We start from the raw sequence: 20,770 nt of genomic DNA, 5'->3' as shown, positions 1-20,770 counted from the left end.
TGCAGAAAGAACTTTTTTATCGCTTAAGATGGGTTTGACCGGCCGGAGATCTCGATGTCTGCGATCACGGGCAAATGGTCTGAATAAGCCCTTGCCGCTTGGTCGGTCCAGACCTTCCCGATCCGGCTGTCGGACGTTGCATAGATCCGGTCAAGCCGCAGAAGGGGTAAATGCGACGGGAAGGTTCGCAGCCGCGTACGGTTTGGACAGACCTGCGCGAGCACGCGCCGCACCGATCTGACCCAGAACCAGTCGTTGAAATCCCCGAGGACGACGGTCCTTCCAGGTTTCACCAGGCTCGCCAGCGCCTGAGCTTGCGCATAGCGCTCGTGGATACTCAAGCCGAGATGCGTGGCCACCACGCGCACATCGCCAACCGGCGTCAGCAGTCCCGTCGCGATCGCTCTGCGCGGCTCCCGTTCACGATACGACACGTCGACGATCTCGGGCGGGCCGGAGAATGGAAAGCGGCTCAGGAGCGTCTGACCGTATGCGCCATCCGCCGTGACGATCGACTTGGCGTGAACACGGTGATCGCCGACGACACTCGCCAGCTTCGCAAACGGATCGTCCGATCGCGATCGCGAATCCACCTCCTGAAGCGCGACGACATCGGGGGCCCATTTGCGAATGATGGAACAGATACCCTCCAGATCGAACTTCGGATTGAGACTGAACGTGCCATGCACATTCCACGTCATGAATCGCATCGGCGCCATCAGCGCCTCCCGGCGAGCCACGTCGCGACGAATTGCGCGCCTGCGCAGATCGCGAGCCAGCCCAGGAACGCCAGTGCGAGCAGCAATATGTTGGTCCAGGATGCATTCCTGGCCAGATCTGCGATCTGAGCGCCCAGAACCGCCATGGCGAGAATCCCGGGCGTCATGCCCAGCAGAGTTCCGAGCAGAAAATCGCGTAGAGGCAGCGTGCTCGCACCAGCCACGACGTTCACCAGCGAGAACGGCGCTATGGGAATCATCCGGATGACGACGACGGCCAGGATGCCCTTGCCGACAACACGTGCCTGGATGCGCGCGGCACGTCGTCCGAGCAAACGCTGGAGGCGTTCGCGGCCGAGTGCCCGTCCGATCGCAAAAAGGACAAAGGCGCTGAGCAAGACGCCCGTCATGGCGGTGACGAAGCCTAGCCATGGTCCGAGTGCGGCAGCAGTTGCCGCAATGAGTACGAGAACCGGAAACACGACCAACCCACCCACCACGAAAACCGCGATCGCGAATGGCGGCCCCCAGACGGACTGCGCATAGGCGGATAGAAACGATGAAATGTGACCCGCGTCGGCGAAATCGCTCAAGGACGTGTACGACCAGGCCATCGCCAGTGCAAAAAGCGCGACGGCTATCGATACGATCCCGATGATCGTCTTCGTGCGCCACATGCGAGATGCCGCCCGCTCCAGATGAAGAGGCCGTTCAGGGTCTGCCACGGGCTGAACCATCGTGGCCAGAGTACTGGTCAGGACCGAGGACTCTACCTTCCGCAGCGTCTTCGCCCCACCGGCGCTCGAGACGTCGTCCAACAGCGCAAAAAGCCGGTCTTCGTTTTGCGCGACCACCTGTTCGTCGAGACCGCAAAAATGGGCGATCAGGCGACGGCGGACCGAAGCGATGAAGTCCCGATGCTGGTCGGAGGCCGATTCGAAGATCAGGTCACATTCGCTGTCGGCGCCCATCGATCGATTGTTCAGGTTCGCCGAGCCGATTCTCAAAATCCGATCATCCACGACCATGAGCTTGCTGTGCACCATCACGGCTGCTTCCGTTTCCCCACTGCATGAGAGCGGGTAGACGAAGCGGATGCGATCTGCGACGCCAGCCTCGCTGAAACAGTCGATGAAGGCACCACGGCCGTTCTGCATGGCCTGGGATTCCAGCCACGAGGAATGCAGCTTGGGAGCGACGACCAGAACCCGAAGCGCAGGCGCGCGCAGCATCTGCTCCGCCAATTCACGTGCGATCTTGATGGCGCTGGTAAACTGGTTTTCGATGTAGATGAAGCTCGTCGCCGACCGGATCGCTGCGATCAACGAGCGTTCGACCTCATTGATGCCTAGACCTGCAGGACCGACGACCTCGGTCCTGGCAATACCCACCGGCAAGTGCTCGGCGTCCACCGGCACCGTCGCCGGCCACCGAATGCCCTTCGGCGCGCGTCGATCATCAGGCTGTTGACCTGCCGCACGCCAGCGTTGCTCTGCGAGGTCGCACAGCCAGGCCGCCGCATCCCCGTCGACCATGCATTGAACATCATGAAACGGCAGGTATGGCTTACCTTGGGGATCACGGCGCGATGCGTGCTCGGCGCGATGATCACTCGTGTCCCAGCGCCTGATCGTCAGATCGAGCCCGCCGACGAACGCCAGTGAACCATCGACACAGACGATCTTCTGGTGTTGGGCCGAGCCAAACGGAACCGTGGAATCCAGATGAAATCGGACGCGGCCATCTGTTGCGGCGGTGAACTTCGGCGCAGAGTTCCACTCCCTTTCCGCGGCGTAAAACGAGACGAAGTCCCAGACGAGAATGTTGATCCGCAAGGCGGGACGGCGTTGAACCAGCGCGCGCAGGAATGGCCCAAGCTGTTCCGGCAGGCCGTCATGCGCCTGTCCGGAAGCTCCGACCAGCCTGGTCTCACTATGGATATCCCATCCGATGATGTAGACGAGATCCCGCGCCTCCAGCAGCGCGTCGCGCAGGGCCGCGAAATAAGCGGCCGCATCGTTCAGAACCGCCACGTGCCGCGCCGTGCACCGCCGCCAGACGGTGTCGCCGGGGATCAGGGTCGATGAACTCTGAAGCAGATGGACCTCGCAATTCGCACACGCCTTCTAAACGCCCCGAACGCTCAAGGGGTTCCACGACCTAGCGTGTGCGGATTCCGGCGCCGTAGTCGTCCATTGCCGCTATTTGGTTCGGACAGTCTTTGCGCCGGCGCCCCGCAAGATTTCTGCGATCTTCTCAGGGGCGTCCCCGTGGAAATCCACGGAGACTTCGATCAGACCTCCCAGTTTTTGGCGCCCCTCCGGCGCGGGCGCGGCCTTGACGTCAGCACCGGCAGGACGTGTCCCGACCGTGTTCGCGCCGCCGGCGGACTGGACGAAGACGTCGCTTCGCGGCACGCCGCATTCCTGCACGACATGCTCAACCGCAAGCTCCGCGCTGCGGCGGGTTTCGAATTCTCCAATGATCGTACTTTCCAAGGGCGTGCTCCGTGGATGGACGAGAGTGCGAACAACAGGCGGGCAAGGGCCAGGTTCCTGGCGCCTGGCGAGAACTGCACCCCACCACCGCCGGGTTCAGAACCGGACGATCCCGAACAGGACCAGCAGCGCGAGAGTGATCACGCCGGAGATCAGCAGCGAGCCGAGACAGCCCAGTCGGTTCGAGAAAATGAAGAACATGCGTTGCCCGGTGCGAAACTCCTGCCGGGCTAATTTCTCAAATTCGATCGCGTTCCGGATGCACTTCGCTGCACTTCATTGGCTGGCAGCGGAAACGGCAGAGGGCAGCTGATTAACCGGAATGACATCGCCGTGCTGTCAGCTCGGGCGGAAGCCGCGCCCCTCCCCGATGCGTTCAGCTTCCCTTGCGAGTGGTCCTCGACTGCGACGCGCCAAGACCGGGATCAAGGCCGGGATTGATGGCAAGCGACGCTCCGGCGGCGCCGCCGGCTTCATAGGCCGTCATCGACACCATCCGGCTGGTGCCGCGCTGGGTTCGGATCTTGAGGTCGAGCTTGTCGAATTCCGCATCGACCACCGAGGTCTTGAGGACGACCAGCCCGCGGCCGGTGCTTTCGTTGACCTGATCGCGACTGGCCTTGATCGCCACCAGCCTGTCCGCGATTGACGCCACCATCCCGAGCGCGAAGGAGGCATTGGCCAGATGCCGCTCCTGGTGCCGGAACCTGCTGTAGTCGACCGAACTCTTGAAGCGGCCAAGTTCGGCGCGCACCGCGCCGTCGATCAATTCGGCCAGATAATGCGCGACCTCGACATCCGCGCCGAGACCGAAGAACACATAGCTGCTCTCGCCGGCCGCGTTCTTCTCGCGCCAGACCCGACAATCGCAGAACTGAGCGATCGCGCCGATGCAGTCGTCCAGCGGAATTCGCTTCTTGCGATGGGTCTCGTAGACCCGCCGTTCGCACGGCGACGCCCGCAGCTCGACGTCGGAGAGCGACAGATCATGGCGATCCAGCAGCTCGGCGACCTTGGCGGCGGCAGACAGCGCCTCGTCCTCGGTGCAGCCATTGGCGATGGTCTTGGCGCGCAATGCCTGAATACGGACCTTCAGCTTGTCGAGCGCGGCCGGATTGAACGTCTGATTCACCGATCACCTGCCCGGGAAGCCCGACCGGCAGACCCCGGGCCGGACACTGATAGACTGGCGGAAGGGGTGGGATTCGAACCCACGGTACCCTTGCGGGCACGCCGGTTTTCAAGACCGGTGCCTTAAACCACTCGGCCACCCTTCCATCTCAATAGAATCAACCGCTTAGCGGCTGTCCCCGTTGAACGCAATGCGAACCGTCCGTGGTTGCGGACGTGTCGGGAGAACGGTCTCTTACGGCTTGAGAAGGTCCGCCGCAAGCGCAGGAAGCGGTCCAAAGCTCGATTTGGTGGGATGAACCCGCGCGCGGACCAATACCTCGGCGGTGGATCTCGGAGCCCGCGCGATCGAGGATGCAGATCAGCTGGTCGAGTGAGCCAGCATGTCGCCAACGTCTCCTGCCTCGCCTCGTGACCTTCATCACAGACCAGCCCCTTGCCTTCCGCAAGGCTCGGAATACTCTAATCACATTGTGATTTGGGGCTTTATGGGCGCGCTTCGATTATTGGTTTTATTGCTTTTTGCGTCTTTGCTTGGCGCCGCACCGGCGCAGGCCGAACGCCGCGTCGCGCTGGTGATCGGCAACTCCGCCTACAAAAGCGTGCCCCGGCTCGCGAACCCCGTGAATGATGCCACCCTGGTCGGCGGCATGTTCAGGAAAGCCGGCTTCGAACTCGTCGATACGAAGCTTGACCTCAGCGTCGTCGACATGCGCAAGGCCCTCCGCGAGTTTGGCGTCAAGGCACGCGATGCTGATGTCGCCGTCATCTACTACGCCGGGCACGGCATCGAGCTGGACGGCAACAACTACCTGATCCCCACAGACGCCGCGCTAGAGACCGACACCGACGTGCTCGACGAAGCGTTTCCGCTCGATCGTGTGCTGTTCGCCATTGAACCGGCCAAGCAGCTGCGGCTCGTGATCCTTGATGCGTGCCGTGACAATCCTTTTGCCAAGACGATGAAGCGCACGGTGGCCTCGCGCGCGATCGGACGCGGTCTTGCCAAGATCGAGCCGACCAGCCCGAACACCATGATCGCGTTCGCCGCAAAGGCGGGCTCGACCGCCTCAGATGGCGACTCCAAAAACAGCCCGTTTGCCGCCTCCCTTGTCGAGCGTCTGCCCACGCCGGGGCTCGACCTGCGCAAGGCCTTCGGCTTCGTGCGCGACGACGTGCTCAAGAACACCGGCTACAAGCAGGAGCCCTACGTCTACGGTTCGCTCGGCGGCGACGACGTGCCGCTCGTGGCGGCGAAGCCAATAGCCGCTCCTGGACCGCAGGCGAGTCCGCAAGATGCGGTGCGCCGGGATTATGAGCTGGCTCTCCAGATCGGCACCAGAGAGGTCTGGGCGGCCTTCCTCGCGCAGTACCCCGATGGCTTCTACGCCAGTCTTGCCAAGGGGCAGTTGAACAGGATCGCCGCCGAAGAAGCGCGCGACGCGGCGGCGGAGAAGGTTCGGCAGGCCGAGGACGAAAAGGCCCGGCTTGCCGCCGACCGCGCAAAGCAGGCGGAGCAGGACAAGGCCGCAGCCGCAGCCAAGGCCGCCGAGGACGCCCGGCTCGCGGCCGAGAAGGCCAAGCAGATCGAGGAAGCCAAGGCGGCGGCAGCCGAGCAGCGGCGCAAGGACGCCGAAGCCGCGGTGGCCAAGGCGCTGGCCGACAAGCAGGCCGCCGAAAAGGCGCTCGCGGACAAGATCGCCAGCGACAAGGCCGCAGGCGAACTCGCTACCAAACAGGCGGCTGAGAAGAAGTTACAGGCTGATGGCGAGCAAAAGGTTGCCGCCGTCGCGCCGACCTCATCACAACCGAGCCTATCCCCACAGGAGACCGCGAAGCTGGTGCAGTCCGAGTTGCGGCGCGTCGGTTGCCTCTCCGCCGCTGCGGATGGCGACTGGAATGCATCGTCGCAGCGGTCCCTCTCGACCTTCAACAAGTACGCTGGCACGAAGTTCGAGGCCAAGCTCGCGAGCTTCGAGGCGCTCGACGCGATCAAGGCCAAGCCTGGCCGTGTCTGCCCGCTGGTGTGTGAACGCGGCTTCCGAGCAGACGGCGATACCTGCGTGAAGATCACCTGCCGTGCCGGTTATCGCGTCAGCGACAACAATGAATGCGAGAAGGTGGAGGAAAGGAAGCCGGTTGCGACGAAGGACGACTCGAAAAAGCGTGACGAGCAGCGCAAGCAAGTCGAGTCTGCGCCGGCAAAGCCACAGGCCTCTGGCCAGCTGTTTTGCAATGCGGCTGGCTGCAGGCCCGTGCGATCTGGCTGTAGGCTGGTGCCCGGCGGTTCCGGTCCAGCGTCAGGCGACGGTAAGCCCAGGGCGATGTTGGAAGAGTGTAACTAGCCTTTCTGAATGCCCCTTGAGTAATGCCTCGGCACCATGTTGTTTGGGTCGGCTCGATCGCGCACGCGGCACCGACTGAGCTGGCTTACTCTTGATCCTTCAGGTGCAATTCCGGCTTTTGCGTCTGGTGCTCCTCAACCAGCTGCCTTGCACCCTCGCGTCCCGCCACGGGGAATCCGGTTGCGCCTCGTCGGCTTCGTCTCGATTGTCCGGGCCTCGTTTGCTGCCCAAAGAAAAACGGCGCTCCGTGAGGAGCGCCGCTCGAATTCTTCGTTGCTGCCTCGGCTCAGTAGCCGCAGGAGGCGCAGTTCATCTGCACTGGCGCGTAATAGGAATAGCCCGGCTGGACCATCTCCACGCGCTGGCGCGTGGCGTATTGCGGCGGGATGCGCTCGTACTGGACGCTCGGCGGCGCCACCGTCACGGTCTGCGGCACCATCACGGTGCGGTACTGCGCCGGCGCGCGGTGCGCCACGACCGCGCCCGGCGAAACCATCACGGTCTCGTCGACGGTGCGGTATTGCGGCTGCACGTATTGCTGCTGGTAGCAGGTCGTGCACGGCGGCGGCGCGTAGCAATTGTAGCAGCCGGCGGAAGCAGCGCTCGTCATTGAAATCGCAGCGACGACGGTTGAGAAAACGACAGCAAGAGTACGAGACATTGTTGTGGTGCCCCAGTTTCTCGAAATGGATTTGCGAAGGTCGATGGCAGTATACGCCGCAAAACCCTGCGCTGCCGAAGTTCGTCGGGGCATCCTTAATGCGAACGGCCGGCTTTCGCCGGCCGTTCAGAACTTGTTGACCATGCGCGATGCTTGCGATCACGCCCGCACGAGACGCTGTTACTTCGAGCGGCGCTTCACTTCGCGCACCGCGCCCCGCGCGGCGCTGGTGGTGAGCGCGGCGTAGGCCTGGAGCGCGGTCGAGACGTTGCGCTTGCGGCCGATCGCCTGCCAGGCGGCATCGCCCTTCGCCTCTTCCGCGGCGCGGCGCTTGGCCAGCTCCTCGTCGGAGACCTCGAGGGTGATGCTGCGGTTCGGGATGTCGATGGCGATGCGGTCGCCGGTCCGCACCAGGCCGATGTTGCCGCCTTCGGCCGCTTCCGGCGACAGATGCCCGATCGACAGGCCCGACGAGCCACCCGAGAAGCGTCCGTCGGTGACGAGCGCGCAGGCTTTGCCGAGGCCCATCGATTTCAGATAGCTGGTCGGGTACAGCATCTCCTGCATGCCGGGGCCGCCGCGCGGGCCTTCATAGATGATGACGACGACCTCGCCGGCAACGACCTTGCCGCCCAGAATGCCTTCGACGGCGGCGTCCTGGCTCTCGAACACGCGTGCCGGACCCGAGAATTTCAGGATCGAGGCGTCAACGCCGGCGGTCTTCACGATACAGCCGTCCTGCGCCAGGTTGCCGTAGAGCACGGCGAGACCGCCGTCCTTGCTGAAGGCGTGCGCGAGGTTGCGGACCACGCCCTTCTCGCGGTCGGCATCGAGCTCGTCATAGCGGCGCTCCTGGCTGAACGCGACCTGGGTCGGGATGCCACCAGGCGAAGCCCGGAAGAAGGTGCGGACGGACTCGCTTTTGGAACGCTTGATGTCCCAGCGCTCCAGCGCGTCGTTCATGGTCGGCGCGTGCACGGTCGAGACCGACGTGTCGATCAGGCCGGCGCGGTCGAGCTCGCCCAGAATGCCCATGATGCCGCCGGCGCGATGCACGTCCTCGACATGCACGTCGGCAACCGACGGCGCGACCTTGCAGAGCACGGGCACGCGCCGCGACAGGCGATCGATGTCGCGCATGGTGAACTCCACCTTCCCTTCGTGAGCGGCGGCGAGCAGATGCAGCACGGTGTTGGTCGAGCCGCCCATCGCGATGTCCAGCGTCATCGCGTTCTCGAACGCCTTGAAGTTGGCGACGTTGCGCGGCAGCACGGAGGCGTCGTCCTGCTCATAGTGGCGACGCACGATGTCGACGATGGTGTGGCCGGCCTCGACGAACAGCCGCTTGCGATCGGCGTGGGTCGCCACCACCGTGCCGTTGCCGGGGAGCGCAAGACCAAGCGCTTCGGTGAGGCAGTTCATCGAATTGGCCGTGAACATGCCCGAGCACGAGCCGCAGGTCGGACACGCCGAGCGCTCGATCACCTTGACGTCCTCGTCGCTGACCTTGGAGTCGGCGGCCGCGACCATGGCGTCGATGAGGTCGACCGCCTTGGTCTTGCCCTGCAGCGTGACCTTGCCGGCCTCCATCGGTCCGCCCGAAACGAACACGGCGGGAATGTTGAGCCGCAGCGCCGCCATCAGCATGCCGGGCGTGATCTTGTCGCAATTGGAGATGCAGACCATGCCGTCGGCGCAATGCGCGTTGACCATGTACTCGACGCTGTCGGCGATCAGCTCGCGCGACGGCAGGCTGTAGAGCATGCCGTCGTGGCCCATGGCGATGCCGTCGTCGACGGCGATCGTGTTGAACTCCTTGGCGACACCACCGGCCTGCTCGATCTCGCGGGCGACGAGCTGGCCGAGGTCCTTCAGATGGACGTGGCCGGGCACGAACTGCGTGAAGGAATTGACCACCGCGATGATCGGCTTGCCGAAATCGCCATCCTTCATGCCGGTCGCGCGCCAGAGGCCGCGGGCGCCCGCCATGTTGCGGCCGTGGGTGGTGGTGCGGGAGCGATAGGCTGGCATGGCGGTTTCCGTCCTCGGGTTTGGCTGGCCGGGCGGGCAAATTCAGGAGCCGCCTCAGGCCTTTCCGGCCGGATAGCGCACGGGCTGGGCCGGCGCAACGAGAACTTGACCGAACCGGCCTGGATCGGCCTTTCGCAGGCCTCCCCTGCTCCCGGCGCGGGCTATTGGAGCGTCGGACCGAGGCGGTCGCGCAGCCAGTCGCCAATTGCAAAGACCGCTAGATCGAGACGATCACGGTCGAGACGATGTTGGGCAGGCCCCATGCATCCGCGCGCGAAATCAAGCGCGTTCGAGTCCGTAGTGATCCGGAATGGAGTCCTATTCTGATGTCGCGTACATCGCGGGACATCGATCGGCGGCCTTCCAAGGGCATCACCCTCTGATCGCGCTACATGGGGTTGGGGGACCACATGGGGCGGGGGGATCAAAGGCTGGGGCAAGGTTACGAGGTCCGGACTCCTAGGCACTCCGGACCTCGGGACTTTCTAAATCGAACGCGATTACGCGCCGCCCGGCTCTTCAGCCTGGCGGCGCGTTTTCGTGTGCGGTCCTGCCCGACCGGGCGATTACCGCGTCTGCGGCTCGATCGTGACGGTGCAATCGCCCTGCCCTTGCGTGGCGACCACGATATCGCCAGCCGCGGCCCCCAGCGGGATGGGCGGGGACGAACCGCCGCCGGGCAACTGAACAGTCACGCTCAGCGAATCTGTGCGCGCGCTCGAGCCCACCGTTGAGGGTTCTGCTTCGGCGACGTTACCGGAGGCATCGCGTCGCATGATCCGGCAGTTCACGTTGCTGCCACCGGCCGCGGCCATGCTCGACGAGGTACCACCACTCATTTGCGCGCGGGCTCGCGAAGGATCGCGCGGCACCTGGCTGACGATGCGGTGCGTGCGCGGCTCCACGATGACGACGTCGTCATCCGTCGCGAAATATTCGTAGTCCCGATATTGCGGCTCGATCGAGACGATCTCGGGTGGCAGACGATAGAGACGCACGCGGGAGGGGATCGTCTCGCCCACCCGGATCGAAATGTTCAGATTGCGCTCCGGCTGCGCCAGGCGTGCGCGGCTCACTGTTTCGGAGATCCGCACCTGCTTCTCGGACGTCACCTGGGTCTGCTGATTGACTTGCGTATTCGTCTGGGTCGTCTGACCGGCTTGATTGGTCTGCGTGCCTGAGGTGGCAGGCGCGGTCTGCGCATTGTTGGTCGGAGCCGTCCGATTGGTGTCGGTCGCGGTGGCTGGCCGGTTGCCCTGTTGCGCCGGGGACGGCTGCTCGGCCGCACTGCGCGGCGGCTGGGTCTGGTTGCGCTCGTTCTGATTGGCCGCAGCTCCCGTATGCTCGTTCTGCTGGCCAGCGGAGCCGGACTTGGACTTCTCGGACTCCGCGGTCGACTTCTGCGGCGGCGACTTGTCCTGCTTCGTCTCGGCGCTGCTCTTGCTGTCGCGTCCCGGCTTGGCGCTCTCCGCCTCCCGGTTGCGGTCGCGTGAAGGCTCGCGAGATTCTTCTGCCTGAGCCTTCCCCTTCGGCTGGTTGCGCTCGGCAGAACCGGTCGGCTGGCGCTTCTCCTCGTTTGCTTCGTGCTTGGCAGCGCCGCCCTTGTCCTCGCGGCCGGCTCCCTGCGTTCTGTCCTGAGCGCCCTGCGCGCGCTCCTGTCCCCGCTCTTGTCCCCGCTCCTGGACCTTTTCCGCAGCCGATCCCTGCCCGCGCTGCTGTGCGCCGCCTTTCGCCGGCTCCTCGGTCCGTTTCGGCTCGTCTCCGCGCCCGCCGGGCGCCTGGGCATAGGCGATGCCGGATGCGAGCATCAGTCCGATAGCCGCAGTCGATAACATCAGGTGCTTGCGCATGATCCCTCTCCTCAACAATTCGCAACAACAGAGGCGAACGTTCTGTGTGAGGGAAGGTTCCTGAATGGGAACGACAGGCTGGACGCTTACATCGCATCCTTGAGCGTGAGCCGCGCCGTGAATGTCACGCTGGTCTTGCCAACCAGCGCCATGCCTTCGACCTCGGCGCCGTCCGCGGAGTAGTCGCCTGAAAAGCCGCAGGTCACTTCCCTGCCGCCGAACGCGAGTGACTTGCCAACGGCCTCGGTGTGTTGATTGACGGTCATATCGCCCCGCCATTTCCCGTTCCGGAAAGTGTAGCTGCCGGTGTAGTAGAAATAACTGTCGCCGCCCATGATACGGCCGTCGCAGAGCACGACGACGCCTTTGGCCTGGCCGCGCTTGCCGTCGCGCATCTCGATCTCAAAGATGTAGAGGCCGTTGAGGACCTTCTTTGGGTCGCCGCCCTGCTCGGGCCCATCGCCGGCCGACATCGCTCATCTCCCGCTCAAACCGGCACATTCCGTTCGAGATCTTCAAGCCACGCCGCCGCGCTCGAATCCGACGGCGCGCGCCAGTCGCCGCGCGGCGACAATGAGCCGCCGGCCGAGACCTTCGGCCCGTTCGGCATGGCCGATCGCTTGAACTGGCTGAAGGCGAAGAAGCGGCGCAGGAACACCTCCAGCCAGCGGCGGATCTCCTGGAGATCATAGGCCCTGCGCCGATCGTTCGGAAACGCCGGCGGCCATTCGCCCTGAGCAACGTCCTTCCACGCCTGCAGCGCCATGAAGGCGATCTTGGACGGCCGCATGCCGAAGCGCAGCGTGTAGAACAGGTTGAAGTCCTGGAGCTCGTAGGGACCGACCGAGGCTTCGGTGCTCTGCGGCTTCTCGCCGGGTTCGACCGGAACCAGCTCGGGCGAGATTTCAGCAACCAGGATCAAGCCAAGCGTGCGGTTAACGTCGTGGCTGAACTGTTTTGAGGCGATCACCCAGCGGATCAGGTGCTGGATCAGGGTCTTCGGCACCCCGGCATTGACATTATAGTGCGCCATCTGGTCGCCGACGCCATAGGTGCACCAGCCCAGCGCGAGCTCCGAGAGATCGCCGGTTCCGATAACGATGCCGCCGTGATGGTTGGCGAGCCGAAACAGATAGTCGGTGCGCAGGCCCGCCTGCACGTTCTCGAAAGTGATGTCGTAGACCTTCTCGCCCTTGCCGAAAGGATGGTCGATGTCCTTCAGCATTTGCGTCGCCGTGGTGCGAATGTCGAGCTCCTGCCAACTCGTCTGCAACGCCTTCATCAGCGCCAGCGCATTGGTCTTGCTCTCGCTGCCCGTGGCAAAGCCCGGCATGGTGTAGGCAAGGATGTTTTCGCGCGGCAGGCCGAGCAGGTCGACGGCCTTGGCGGCGACGATCAGCGCGTGGGTGGAATCGAGCCCGCCCGACACGCCGATGACGACGCGCTTGGTGCCGGTCGCGCGCATGCGCTGGACGAGGCCCGCGACCTGAATGTTGTAGGCCTCGTAGCAATCCTGCTCGAGCAGGCTCTCGTCGCTCGGCACGAACGGAAAGCGCTCAATCTTGCGCAGGAAGCCGATATCGGCAGCCGGGGGCTTCAGGGCGAAGCTGATTTTCCGGAAGAAGCCCTCGCGCTGGCGGCGATTGTCGTCGAACGTCCCCATCGAGGCGCGTTCCTGCCTGAGCAGGTCGAGATCGACGTCAGCCAGCGTGATCTGGCCGCCCTGGCGGAACCGCTCGCCCTCGGCCAATAGCACGCCGTTCTCGTAGATCGAGGTCTGGCCGTCCCAGGCAAGATCGGTGGTCGATTCCCCTGCCCCGGCCGCGGAATAGACGTAGGCCGCAAGGCAGCGCGCCGAAGTCGATTGGCACAAGAGCGCGCGCGAGCGGGCCCGGCCGATCGTGATCGGGCTACCCGAGAGATTGATCAGCACGCTCGCGCCCGCGAGCGCGAGCTCGGAGGCCGGCGTCACAGGGATCCACATGTCCTCGCAGATCTCGACGCCGATGGTCAGGCCTGGAACGTCCTCGGCCGCGAACAGGAGGTCGACGCCGAACGGGGCATGCAGCCCGCCAAAGGCAACCATCTCTCCGACGATACCGGCGCCGGAGGCGAAATGCCGCCCCTCGTAGAATTCGCGATAGGTCGGCAGGTAGCTCTTGGGCACGACGCCGAGGACGTTGCCGCGATGGATGACGACCGCGCAATTGTAGATGCGATGGCCAAAGCGCAGCGGCGCACCAACGATCAGGACGGTCATCAGCGCCGAGGATGCCTCGACGATGGCCGCGAGCCCGCGCTCGACTGCATCGAGCAGCGGATCCTGCTTCACCAGATCTTCGATCGCATAGCCGGACAGGCACAGCTCGGGAAACACGGCAACTGCCACCGACTGCTCATGGCAGTCCTTCGCCGCCGCCAGAATCGCCTTCGCATTGGCCGTGGGATCGGCCACATGAGACGTGGTGACGCAGGCCGCCACGCGCGCAAATCCGTGGGCGTAGATCGAGTGGAAACTCATCGAGCAAAGGACCTTTATCTCGTCGCGACCGGCTAACGCCAGCTCTGCACTCTATTTACCCCATCGACCTGCCCCCGTGCAGGCCATTCAGCGTCATGCATAACGGATTTGCAGCTTCGCTGCCCCGCCCCAAGGCCAAGTCAGGCTACCAAGTCAGGCTGCCAAATCAGGCGCTGCGCGCCAGCACGCCGGAGAGGTCATCGCGCAGCCACTCGGCGATCCGCGGCCAGGCATGCGCGTGGGTCCGCGCGCCCATGAACAGGCCGAGATGGTTGCTGGGCTCAGAGGCCGCCGCAATGAAGGCCGGTGGCGTGCCGAGCAAACCGGCAGTGGCGAGCGCTTGCGCAGCCGGCACGACGTCATCATCGAGCCCGGCCAGCAGGAAGACCGGCGCCTTGACGTCCTTCAGATCAATCACGCGACCGAGTGCCGTGAATTGGCCGCGCGCGATCCGGTTCTCCCGGAAAATCCAGTTGACGATCTCGAGATAATAGGTGCCCGGGAGATTAAGAGTCTCGGCGTTCCAGCGTCCGAAACGTGCCAGCAGTGCCGCACCCTCTTCGCCGGAGAGTTCTCTCTGCAGCGCCGTCACGATGTCGTCGCGGCTCGGCGCCTTCGACCAGACACGCAGCATCTCCTCGCCTCTGACATTGCCGCCGCCCCGCGCGACGAGTTGCTCGTAGACCATTTCGGGCGCGTTGCGGGCGAGCTGCGACAGCTTGGAGTCGGTCGAGAGGTCGACGGGCGCGCCTGCTAGCACCAGCCGCCGCACCTTGGCGGGAAAGCGCGCCGCATAGAGCAGCGACAGCCAGCCGCCCTGGCACAGGCCGACGAGATCGATCGGCGCGCCGATCTCGTCGACGGCGACGTTGAGATCGGCAAGATAGCTATCGATCGAGAGATATCGCATCTCCGGCGAGGCCGAGCGCCAGTCGGTCAGATAGACCCGGTCGATGCCGCCGTTTTGCAGGGCCTGCACCACGCTGTGGCCGGGTGCGAAGTCGGCGATTAGGGCGCGATGCAGCGCGTAGGGCGCACAAACCAGCGCCGGCTGGCCGGACCTCGTTCGCGAGCAATCGCGCAGGCGCATGGTCGCGAGCTCCAGCGCGACGGAGTTGGGCGTGGTCCATGGCAGGCTGCTGTCGGCCTGCACCGACGCACCGCGCTCGAGCCATCCGAACCAGACATCCATGGCAAGCTGAGCCGCTGCGAACGGCCACAGCACCGGGTCTTCCGGGGCCGGCCCCGGTGTGCGCAGCTGTTTGCCGGTCTTCTCCGCCATGGCTATCTCCCGGTCCTCACATGAAGGCCTCGAGGCTGACGACCGAAATGCCGCGCTCGCGAAAACTCTGATGGGTCGCGGCCACCGAGCCGTCGAGGTCGATACCGCGGCAGGCGTCCTCGACGACGGCGACCTCGAACCCCGCCTGGCGGGCATCCTCGGCCGAAAAGCGAACGCAGAAGTCGAGCGCGAGGCCGGCGACGAAGACCATTTTCAACTCGCGTTCGCGCAGATATCCGAGCAGGCCGGTCGGCGTTTTCTTGTCGTTCTCGAATAATGCCGAATAGGAATCGATGTCGCGCCGAAACCCCTTCCGCACCACAAGACTGGCGCGGGTGACGTCGAGATCGCGATGCAATTCAGCGCCCGCCGTGCCCTGCACGCAATGGCTCGGCCAGAGCACCTGGACGCCGTAGTCAAGCGCGACGGTCTGGAACGGCTGTTTGCCCGCATGGGTCGGAGCAAAGGAGACATGATCCCGGGGATGCCAGTCCTGGGTCAGCACCACATTGGCGATTTTTTGGGCGATTCGATTGATGGCAGGGACGACCTTCTCGCCGCCGGGGACGGCGAGCGCCCCGCCGGTGCAAAAATCGTTCTGCACGTCGATGACCAGCAGCACGTCGCGGTCGGAAATCTTCATCGCAAGATCCCATTCCATGGGCCTGGCACGACAGACGCCGGCCGTTCTCAGTGTCGATCTTCCCGCGCAGCTTCGCAACCACCGACATTCTGCAACAATGTCGCGCAAATCGCGCGCCCTTCGTCCTCAGCATGCAACGCTTTGGCGTCGGCTGTGTTGACTAGCGGCATCCAAGGGCGGATTCTAGGACGTCCGCGGCACGCGGATCGGATCGAAGGAGCGGAGGAAAAGGTTCCCGCAGCCGGCAAGGCCGCGGTAGCCGGATGATCATGGGTATCGGCAAGACAGGAACGATTCTTCTCGCCGATATCGGCGGCACCAATGCGCGCTTCGCGCTGAGCCAGGACGATCAGATCGGACCGATCGACTATGTGAAGGTCGCCGACCACCCGACAGTTCGGGAGGCCATCTCCGACGTCCTCCAACGGGCCGGCCACGAGAAGCCTGTGAGGGCCGTGCTGGCCGTCGCGGGTCCCGTCACCAACAACCGCTGCGTCATGACCAACAGTCCGTGGGTCATCGACGGCAACGAGCTTCAGCCGGCCCTCGGCTTCGACAGCGTACATGTTCTCAACGATTTCGAGGTAGTGGCCTGGTCCCTGCCCGCCCTGCAGCCCGCCGACCTGATCCCGCTCGGCGGACAGGATGGCCTTCCCGGCGAGCCGTTGCTGGTGGTCGGACCCGGAACCGGCTTTGGCGTTTCCTGTCTGGTCCAGCGCCATGGCGCACGGCTGGCCGTCGTCACCGAGGCCGGCCACGCAACCCTGCCGGCGGAGAACGAGCGCGAGGAACGCGTGATCGCGTGCTTGCGCCGGCGCCTCGGCCATGTCTCCATCGAGCGCGGCGCGTTGTCCGGCTCCGGCCTGCAAAGCCTCTACGAGGCGCTGGCCGAGGTTGACGGGGCTCAAGTGCCGCATCGTGATGCTGCCGCCATCACGAAGGCGGCCTTGGAGGGCAGTTGCGAGCTCAGCCGCGCGACGCTGGAGATGTTTTGCGCCATTCTCGGCTCGGTCACGGGCAATCTCACGGTGACCTTCGGCGCCCGCGGCGGCGTCTATATTGCCGGCGGAATCGTGCCGCGCTTTCCGGAGTTCCTTGCAGCCTCAGCATTCCGGGCGCGCTTCGAGGCCAAGGGACGCTTCCAGGACTATCTCCGCAACATCCCGACCAGGCTGGTCACGAAACCGGATGCGAGTTTCCTCGGCCTGAAGATGTTTGCGGAGCACAACCAGCCTTAAAGGGCGCGCGCCTTCCGTCGGCGCGGGTTCCAGCGATTCACAGCTGATTGCACCGCACGCGCGATTCCAGGTCGGATCGTGCTTGCGCGCACGTGTTGGATGAGAAACAATCCTGGCTTGTGCGTGGCGTAGTTGCGGGGGCGTGACATGCGTAAGCAGGATTTGGGTTTCGACTATCACCGCTATCACCGCCTGCTGCTCGAGGCCGACGACGAGGGCAAGCGGCTGGCCTTGATCGAGCTTTTGATCGAGGAAAAGGCGCGCGACCGGCTCGCGGCCCAGCGTGCTTCGGACCGCGCCACCATGACAGCTCACACCATCGCCACGGTGCTGAAGAACGGGCGCCATTGACGCAGTTGATCCCGCTATGGCGCGCGAACGCGGCATCAATTGCAATTTCGTTAACGATCCCTCGAAAGCTCGCGTCAAACTTTTTGCTCTAAGAGTTCCCTCACCTGATGCAATTCAGGGGCAACAAAGGGGGGAATGAACATGAGCATGATTTCGCTTGCCGCGATGCCGGCCACCATCGAAACGCGTGTGGCCGATTCTTCGTTCAAGACCATCTTGCTGTTCTGCTGCACGGGCCTGGTCGCCTCGTTCGGCCTGATGGCGCAGGGCATCGATCTCGGCGCCGGCCTGATGTGAGCCACGACGAATTCCGTCGTCACATGGCCGCCCCTGACGGGCGGCCATTTTCGTTTGATCTCAGTGCGGCGTCTTCGCCGCCGCTTCCGGAAACATCGAATCGATCATCGCCTTGAGCTGATCGATCGAAATCGGCTTACGCAGGATCGGCCGGCGCCGGAGCAAGGACGGCAGCAGCTCCGGACCGTAGCCCGTCGCAAACAGAAACGGCTTGCCGCGGCGCTCGATCAAGTCGGCGACTGGGTCGACGTAGACACCCTTGAGATTGATGTCGAGGATCGCAAGATCGTACTGCGCGGTCATGGCGAAAGCGCTGGCGTCCCGGACATTATCCGCTTCCGCGATGACGCGGTGGCCGAGTTCCTCCACCATGTCCGCCATCATCATCCGGATCAACGTCTCGTCTTCGACCAGGAAAACGGAGAGTCCGTCCGCCATATCACCCCCGCAATCAGCTTACGAAGCTCATCATAACCGAATTGCGAAGACGATTCACGAATTCGTGGCGGCCGCCGTTAATTCAGACGCGCCCGATCCGATTCAACTTGATCAATCCAATCCCCGTTCGTGGCTGAGCCGCACCATCTCCTGTACGAAGACCTGCTTCTGCTTGTCATCGAGGCTCGAATAGAGCGGCTCGGCGGCGTCGGCCACATTGCGCTGGTCGGCCGCGCGGTCGATCAGGAATTGCGCCTCGTTGCGCATCTGCTCGACGATGTCGTCCGGCGGATCCCGCTTGGCGCGCGCGACCCGCAGGTTGAGTCGCTCAGCACCGTTATGCCCGAGGTAGTGCATGGCGCTCGAGAAGCCGTACCAGTGCTTCTCCTGCTCGGGCGTGAGGTTCAGCTCAGTCTTGATCCGCTCGATATAGGAATCGCTGTTGGTGACGATCTGGTCGGCGGTCAGCTGCGGCGCGCCGCTCTGGGTGAGGACCGTGACATCCTTGTTGTCCTGCGGCGCGTTCTTCGCCTCCTTGCTCGTCTTGGCGCCCTTGCCGGCCTTGGCGCTTTTCGCGTCCTTGTCCTTGCCGGCGCCCTGCTTGGCGTCCTTGGCGGAGTCCTTGCTCGCGTCCTTGCTTGGATCTTTGGCGGCAGGTGCCTGATTGCCATTGTTGCCAACGCCGAGCACGCCGGTGAAGACGCCGACCACACCGCCAATCGCGCCGCCGAGCACGCCGCCGACCGGACCTGCCGCCTTGTTCCCGGCCGCCGCTCCTTCCTGAACGCCTTTGACCAGACCTTGAGCGTTCGCCACCGCGGCTGCGCCGAGCAGCAACACGAAAAAGGACCCCAGCGCGAACCATCGACGCAGGTAAAGCCGCGCGGGCGGCGCCGGGTTGATCATTCTGGTCTCCATGTCGATCTGATTGGCCTGTTGGGGTGAGAGCCACCCGCCAGCTGCAACTCTATCGTTTTCACCGCTTCGAGGTCTAGACGCCGGCACTTGCTATCCACGCCGGAAAAGCGTTTGGCGCGAGACGCTTATGCAGGCTCCTTGGAAACTGCGGCGTAATTGCGCACGTATCGGGTCGGCGGGTCAGCGCAAAGTGTGCGTCGCAAAACGGCCGACCGCGGGTCATGCCCGGCGCGCGACATCGAGCGCACTGCCGCGTTCCCGGACACAACGTTAGTTCTAGGCGCAAGACGTTCGGTTTTCTCGACAGACGCAATCAATCATGATCTGATCGCGCTACCAATTTGCCTTCGAAGCTGATGGCATCGATAAAAAAAAGTCCAACAAGAAAATCAAAAAGCAAAACTCGGAAGAGTTCAGAGGAAACACCAGAACAATAAACCACCCAAGCGAGGAAACGAGATGTCACGCAAGACACTGACGCGACGTCAATTTGTGGCTGCCACTGCAATGTCCTCCGCGGCGCTGATCACCGCGCCCTATGTCCGAGGCGCTTACGCCGCCGGCAAAATCTCGATCGGCTTCTGGGACCATTGGGTGCCCGGCGCCAACGATGCCTCCACCGCGCTCGTCAAGGAATGGGGCGAGAGGGAGAAGGTCGAAGTCTCGATCGACTACATCACCAGCAACAACAAGAAGATCGAGCTGACGGCGGCGGCCGAAGCTCAGGCCAAGTCCGGTCACGACATTCTGCAGATGCCGAGCTGGTGGCCGCACGCCTATTCCGAGAACCTCGAACCGCTCAACGACGTCATGGAGCCGCTCATCAAGCAGAACGGCGAGGTGAACGATACCGTCAAATATCTCGGACGGTCGGGCGGCAAATGGCTCGCAGTGCCCGCGACGCCGGGAAGCCAGATCAAGGGCCCCTGCTCCCGCATAGATCTGATGAAGAAGCACGCCGGCATCGACGTGCAGGAGATGTATCCGGCCGGCAGTCCGCCAAAGGCGGACAACTGGACCATGGAGACGTTCCTGAAGGCGGCCGAAGCCTGCCACAAGGCGGGATTCCCCTTTGGCATCGGTCTCGGCGAGACCACCGATAGCGTCGACACCGCCGGCGCGATCTTCCAGTCATTTGGCGCCGAGCTGGTCAACGCCAAGGGCGATATCACCGTCAAGACCGACGCGGTCAGACAGGCGCTCGAATTCTACAAGAAGCTGATCGCCGTCCTGCCCACCGACGCACCGTCCTGGGATGATGCCTCCAACAACAAATGGCTGATCTCGGGCCGCGGGGCGATGATCCTGAATCCGCCGAGTGCCTGGGCGGTCGCCAGGCGCGACGCACCGCAAGTCGCCGAACAGTGCTGGACGCACGGCTTCCCGTCCGGTCCGAAGGGACGTTTTGCGCCCTTCCTGCCCTACTTCTGGGGCGTCTGGGCCTTTGGCAAGAACAAGGAAGCGGCCAAGAGCTTGCTCGTTCACCTGTCCTCGCCAGCGGCGATCGAGAAGTTCGTCGCGGCGAGCGGCGGGTACGATCTCCCGGCCTACGCGAACATGACGAAGTTCAAGACCTGGGCCGAGGAAGGGCCGCCGAAGGGCACGCTCTTCCACTATCCGGATCCCTACAAGCAGCAGACGATGTCGATCGCCGCATCTCCAGCGCCGCCGAAGATCGCCCAGCAGATCTACTTCCAGGCGACGCTGACCAAGATGGCGCTGCGCTTTGCGCAAGGAGAGAAGTTGGAGACGGCGCTCGCCTGGGCCGAAGGCGAGTGCGAAGGCTTCATGCGGACCTGAGCCGGGTATGTGCCATGGCGGTTCACGCTTCGCGCGTGAGCCGCCGA

The 20,770-nt window shown here is 63.9% G+C and carries 18 protein-coding genes and 1 tRNA gene; 5 read left to right on the top strand and 14 right to left on the bottom strand.

The annotated features are described in order from the left end of the window. Nucleotides 1–23: 23 nt before the first annotated feature. The 5 genes from IVA88_RS21105 to IVA88_RS21085 form a co-directional block, all read right to left on the bottom strand. Nucleotides 24–719 carry an endonuclease/exonuclease/phosphatase family protein gene (locus IVA88_RS21105; protein WP_247499112.1) on the bottom strand — a complete coding sequence of 232 codons (696 nt, stop codon included), beginning with the start codon at nt 717–719 and terminating at the stop codon, nt 24–26. Beyond that, on the bottom strand, nt 719–2,752 hold the full coding sequence (locus tag IVA88_RS21100) for a VTT domain-containing protein (RefSeq protein ID WP_247499111.1): 2,034 nt from the start codon (nt 2,750–2,752) through the stop codon (nt 719–721). Before IVA88_RS21100 ends, IVA88_RS21105 begins: the two co-directional genes overlap by 1 nt. A 168-nt stretch (nt 2,753–2,920) precedes the next feature. Continuing rightward, on the bottom strand, nt 2,921–3,217 hold the full coding sequence (locus tag IVA88_RS21095; RefSeq protein ID WP_247499110.1) for a hypothetical protein: 297 nt from the start codon (nt 3,215–3,217) through the stop codon (nt 2,921–2,923). A 376-nt stretch (nt 3,218–3,593) separates the two neighbouring features. Then, complete coding sequence (locus IVA88_RS21090) at nt 3,594–4,349, bottom strand: DUF2786 domain-containing protein (protein ID WP_247499109.1); 756 nt, start codon at nt 4,347–4,349, stop codon at nt 3,594–3,596. A gap of 55 nt (nt 4,350–4,404) precedes the next feature. Next, nucleotides 4,405–4,494 (bottom strand) — tRNA-Ser (locus tag IVA88_RS21085). A 342-nt stretch (nt 4,495–4,836) separates the two neighbouring features. On the opposite strand from IVA88_RS21085, the gene IVA88_RS21080 reads away from it, so the two are divergent. After that, entirely contained in the window at nt 4,837–6,693 is a 1,857-nt protein-coding gene (locus IVA88_RS21080) for a caspase family protein (protein ID WP_247499108.1), read from the top strand. A 286-nt stretch (nt 6,694–6,979) separates the two neighbouring features. Here IVA88_RS21080 and IVA88_RS21075 read toward each other — a convergent pair whose 3' ends face one another. The 7 genes from IVA88_RS21075 to pncA all read right to left on the bottom strand — a co-directional run bounded on the left by IVA88_RS21075 (nt 6,980) and on the right by pncA (nt 15,699). Beyond that, nucleotides 6,980–7,303, bottom strand: a complete 324-nt coding sequence (locus tag IVA88_RS21075; protein ID WP_247499107.1) for a hypothetical protein — start codon at nt 7,301–7,303, stop codon at nt 6,980–6,982. A gap of 231 nt (nt 7,304–7,534) precedes the next feature. After that, nucleotides 7,535–9,385, bottom strand: coding sequence for a dihydroxy-acid dehydratase (ilvD, locus tag IVA88_RS21070; RefSeq protein ID WP_247499106.1), 1,851 nt, complete (start codon nt 9,383–9,385; stop codon nt 7,535–7,537). Nucleotides 9,386–9,951: 566 nt separating this feature from the next. Next, nucleotides 9,952–11,235 carry a DUF1236 domain-containing protein gene (locus IVA88_RS21065; RefSeq protein WP_247499105.1) on the bottom strand — a complete coding sequence of 428 codons (1,284 nt, stop codon included), beginning with the start codon at nt 11,233–11,235 and terminating at the stop codon, nt 9,952–9,954. An 86-nt stretch (nt 11,236–11,321) separates the two neighbouring features. Then, a complete protein-coding gene (locus IVA88_RS21060; protein WP_247499104.1) occupies nt 11,322–11,708 on the bottom strand; it encodes a GrlR family regulatory protein in 387 nt (128 codons plus the stop codon). A 14-nt stretch (nt 11,709–11,722) separates the two neighbouring features. Continuing rightward, a complete protein-coding gene (locus IVA88_RS21055; protein WP_247499103.1) occupies nt 11,723–13,756 on the bottom strand; it encodes an NAD(+) synthase in 2,034 nt (677 codons plus the stop codon). 166 nt (nt 13,757–13,922) lie between these two features. Beyond that, nucleotides 13,923–15,038: an alpha/beta fold hydrolase gene (locus IVA88_RS21050; RefSeq protein WP_247499102.1), complete on the bottom strand. Its 1,116-nt coding sequence runs from the start codon at nt 15,036–15,038 to the stop codon at nt 13,923–13,925. 16 nt (nt 15,039–15,054) lie between these two features. Next, a complete protein-coding gene (gene pncA / locus IVA88_RS21045; protein WP_247499101.1) occupies nt 15,055–15,699 on the bottom strand; it encodes a bifunctional nicotinamidase/pyrazinamidase in 645 nt (214 codons plus the stop codon). 251 nt (nt 15,700–15,950) lie between these two features. Between pncA and glk the strand changes: the two genes are divergently transcribed. The 3 genes from glk to IVA88_RS21030 all read left to right on the top strand — a co-directional run bounded on the left by glk (nt 15,951) and on the right by IVA88_RS21030 (nt 17,567). Next, on the top strand, nt 15,951–16,919 hold the full coding sequence (gene glk / locus IVA88_RS21040) for a glucokinase (protein ID WP_247500372.1): 969 nt from the start codon (nt 15,951–15,953) through the stop codon (nt 16,917–16,919). 147 nt (nt 16,920–17,066) lie between these two features. Next, the gene (locus tag IVA88_RS21035) at nt 17,067–17,270 is read left to right on the top strand and encodes a hypothetical protein (protein WP_247499100.1); all 204 of its coding nucleotides are present in this window, start codon (nt 17,067–17,069) and stop codon (nt 17,268–17,270) included. Between the two features lie 141 nt (nt 17,271–17,411). Next, nucleotides 17,412–17,567: a hypothetical protein gene (locus IVA88_RS21030; protein ID WP_247499099.1), complete on the top strand. Its 156-nt coding sequence runs from the start codon at nt 17,412–17,414 to the stop codon at nt 17,565–17,567. Between the two features lie 60 nt (nt 17,568–17,627). On the opposite strand, the gene IVA88_RS21025 is transcribed toward IVA88_RS21030, so the two are convergent. Together IVA88_RS21025 and IVA88_RS21020 are read right to left on the bottom strand one after the other, a co-directional pair. Next, the gene (locus IVA88_RS21025; protein ID WP_247499098.1) at nt 17,628–18,005 is read right to left on the bottom strand and encodes a response regulator; all 378 of its coding nucleotides are present in this window, start codon (nt 18,003–18,005) and stop codon (nt 17,628–17,630) included. Between the two features lie 111 nt (nt 18,006–18,116). Beyond that, on the bottom strand, nt 18,117–18,911 hold the full coding sequence (locus IVA88_RS21020) for a Spy/CpxP family protein refolding chaperone (RefSeq protein ID WP_247499097.1): 795 nt from the start codon (nt 18,909–18,911) through the stop codon (nt 18,117–18,119). Between the two features lie 471 nt (nt 18,912–19,382). Here IVA88_RS21020 and IVA88_RS21015 point away from each other — a divergent pair, with 471 nt between their 5' ends. Next, nucleotides 19,383–20,723, top strand: coding sequence for an extracellular solute-binding protein (locus IVA88_RS21015; protein WP_247499096.1), 1,341 nt, complete (start codon nt 19,383–19,385; stop codon nt 20,721–20,723). Nucleotides 20,724–20,770 lie beyond the last annotated feature (47 nt).

It is taken from the genome of Bradyrhizobium sp. 149 (assembly GCF_023073915.1).
In the GTDB taxonomy this organism is placed as follows: domain Bacteria; phylum Pseudomonadota; class Alphaproteobacteria; order Rhizobiales; family Xanthobacteraceae; genus Bradyrhizobium.
This window is presented reverse-complemented; position numbering and strand designations above follow the sequence as displayed.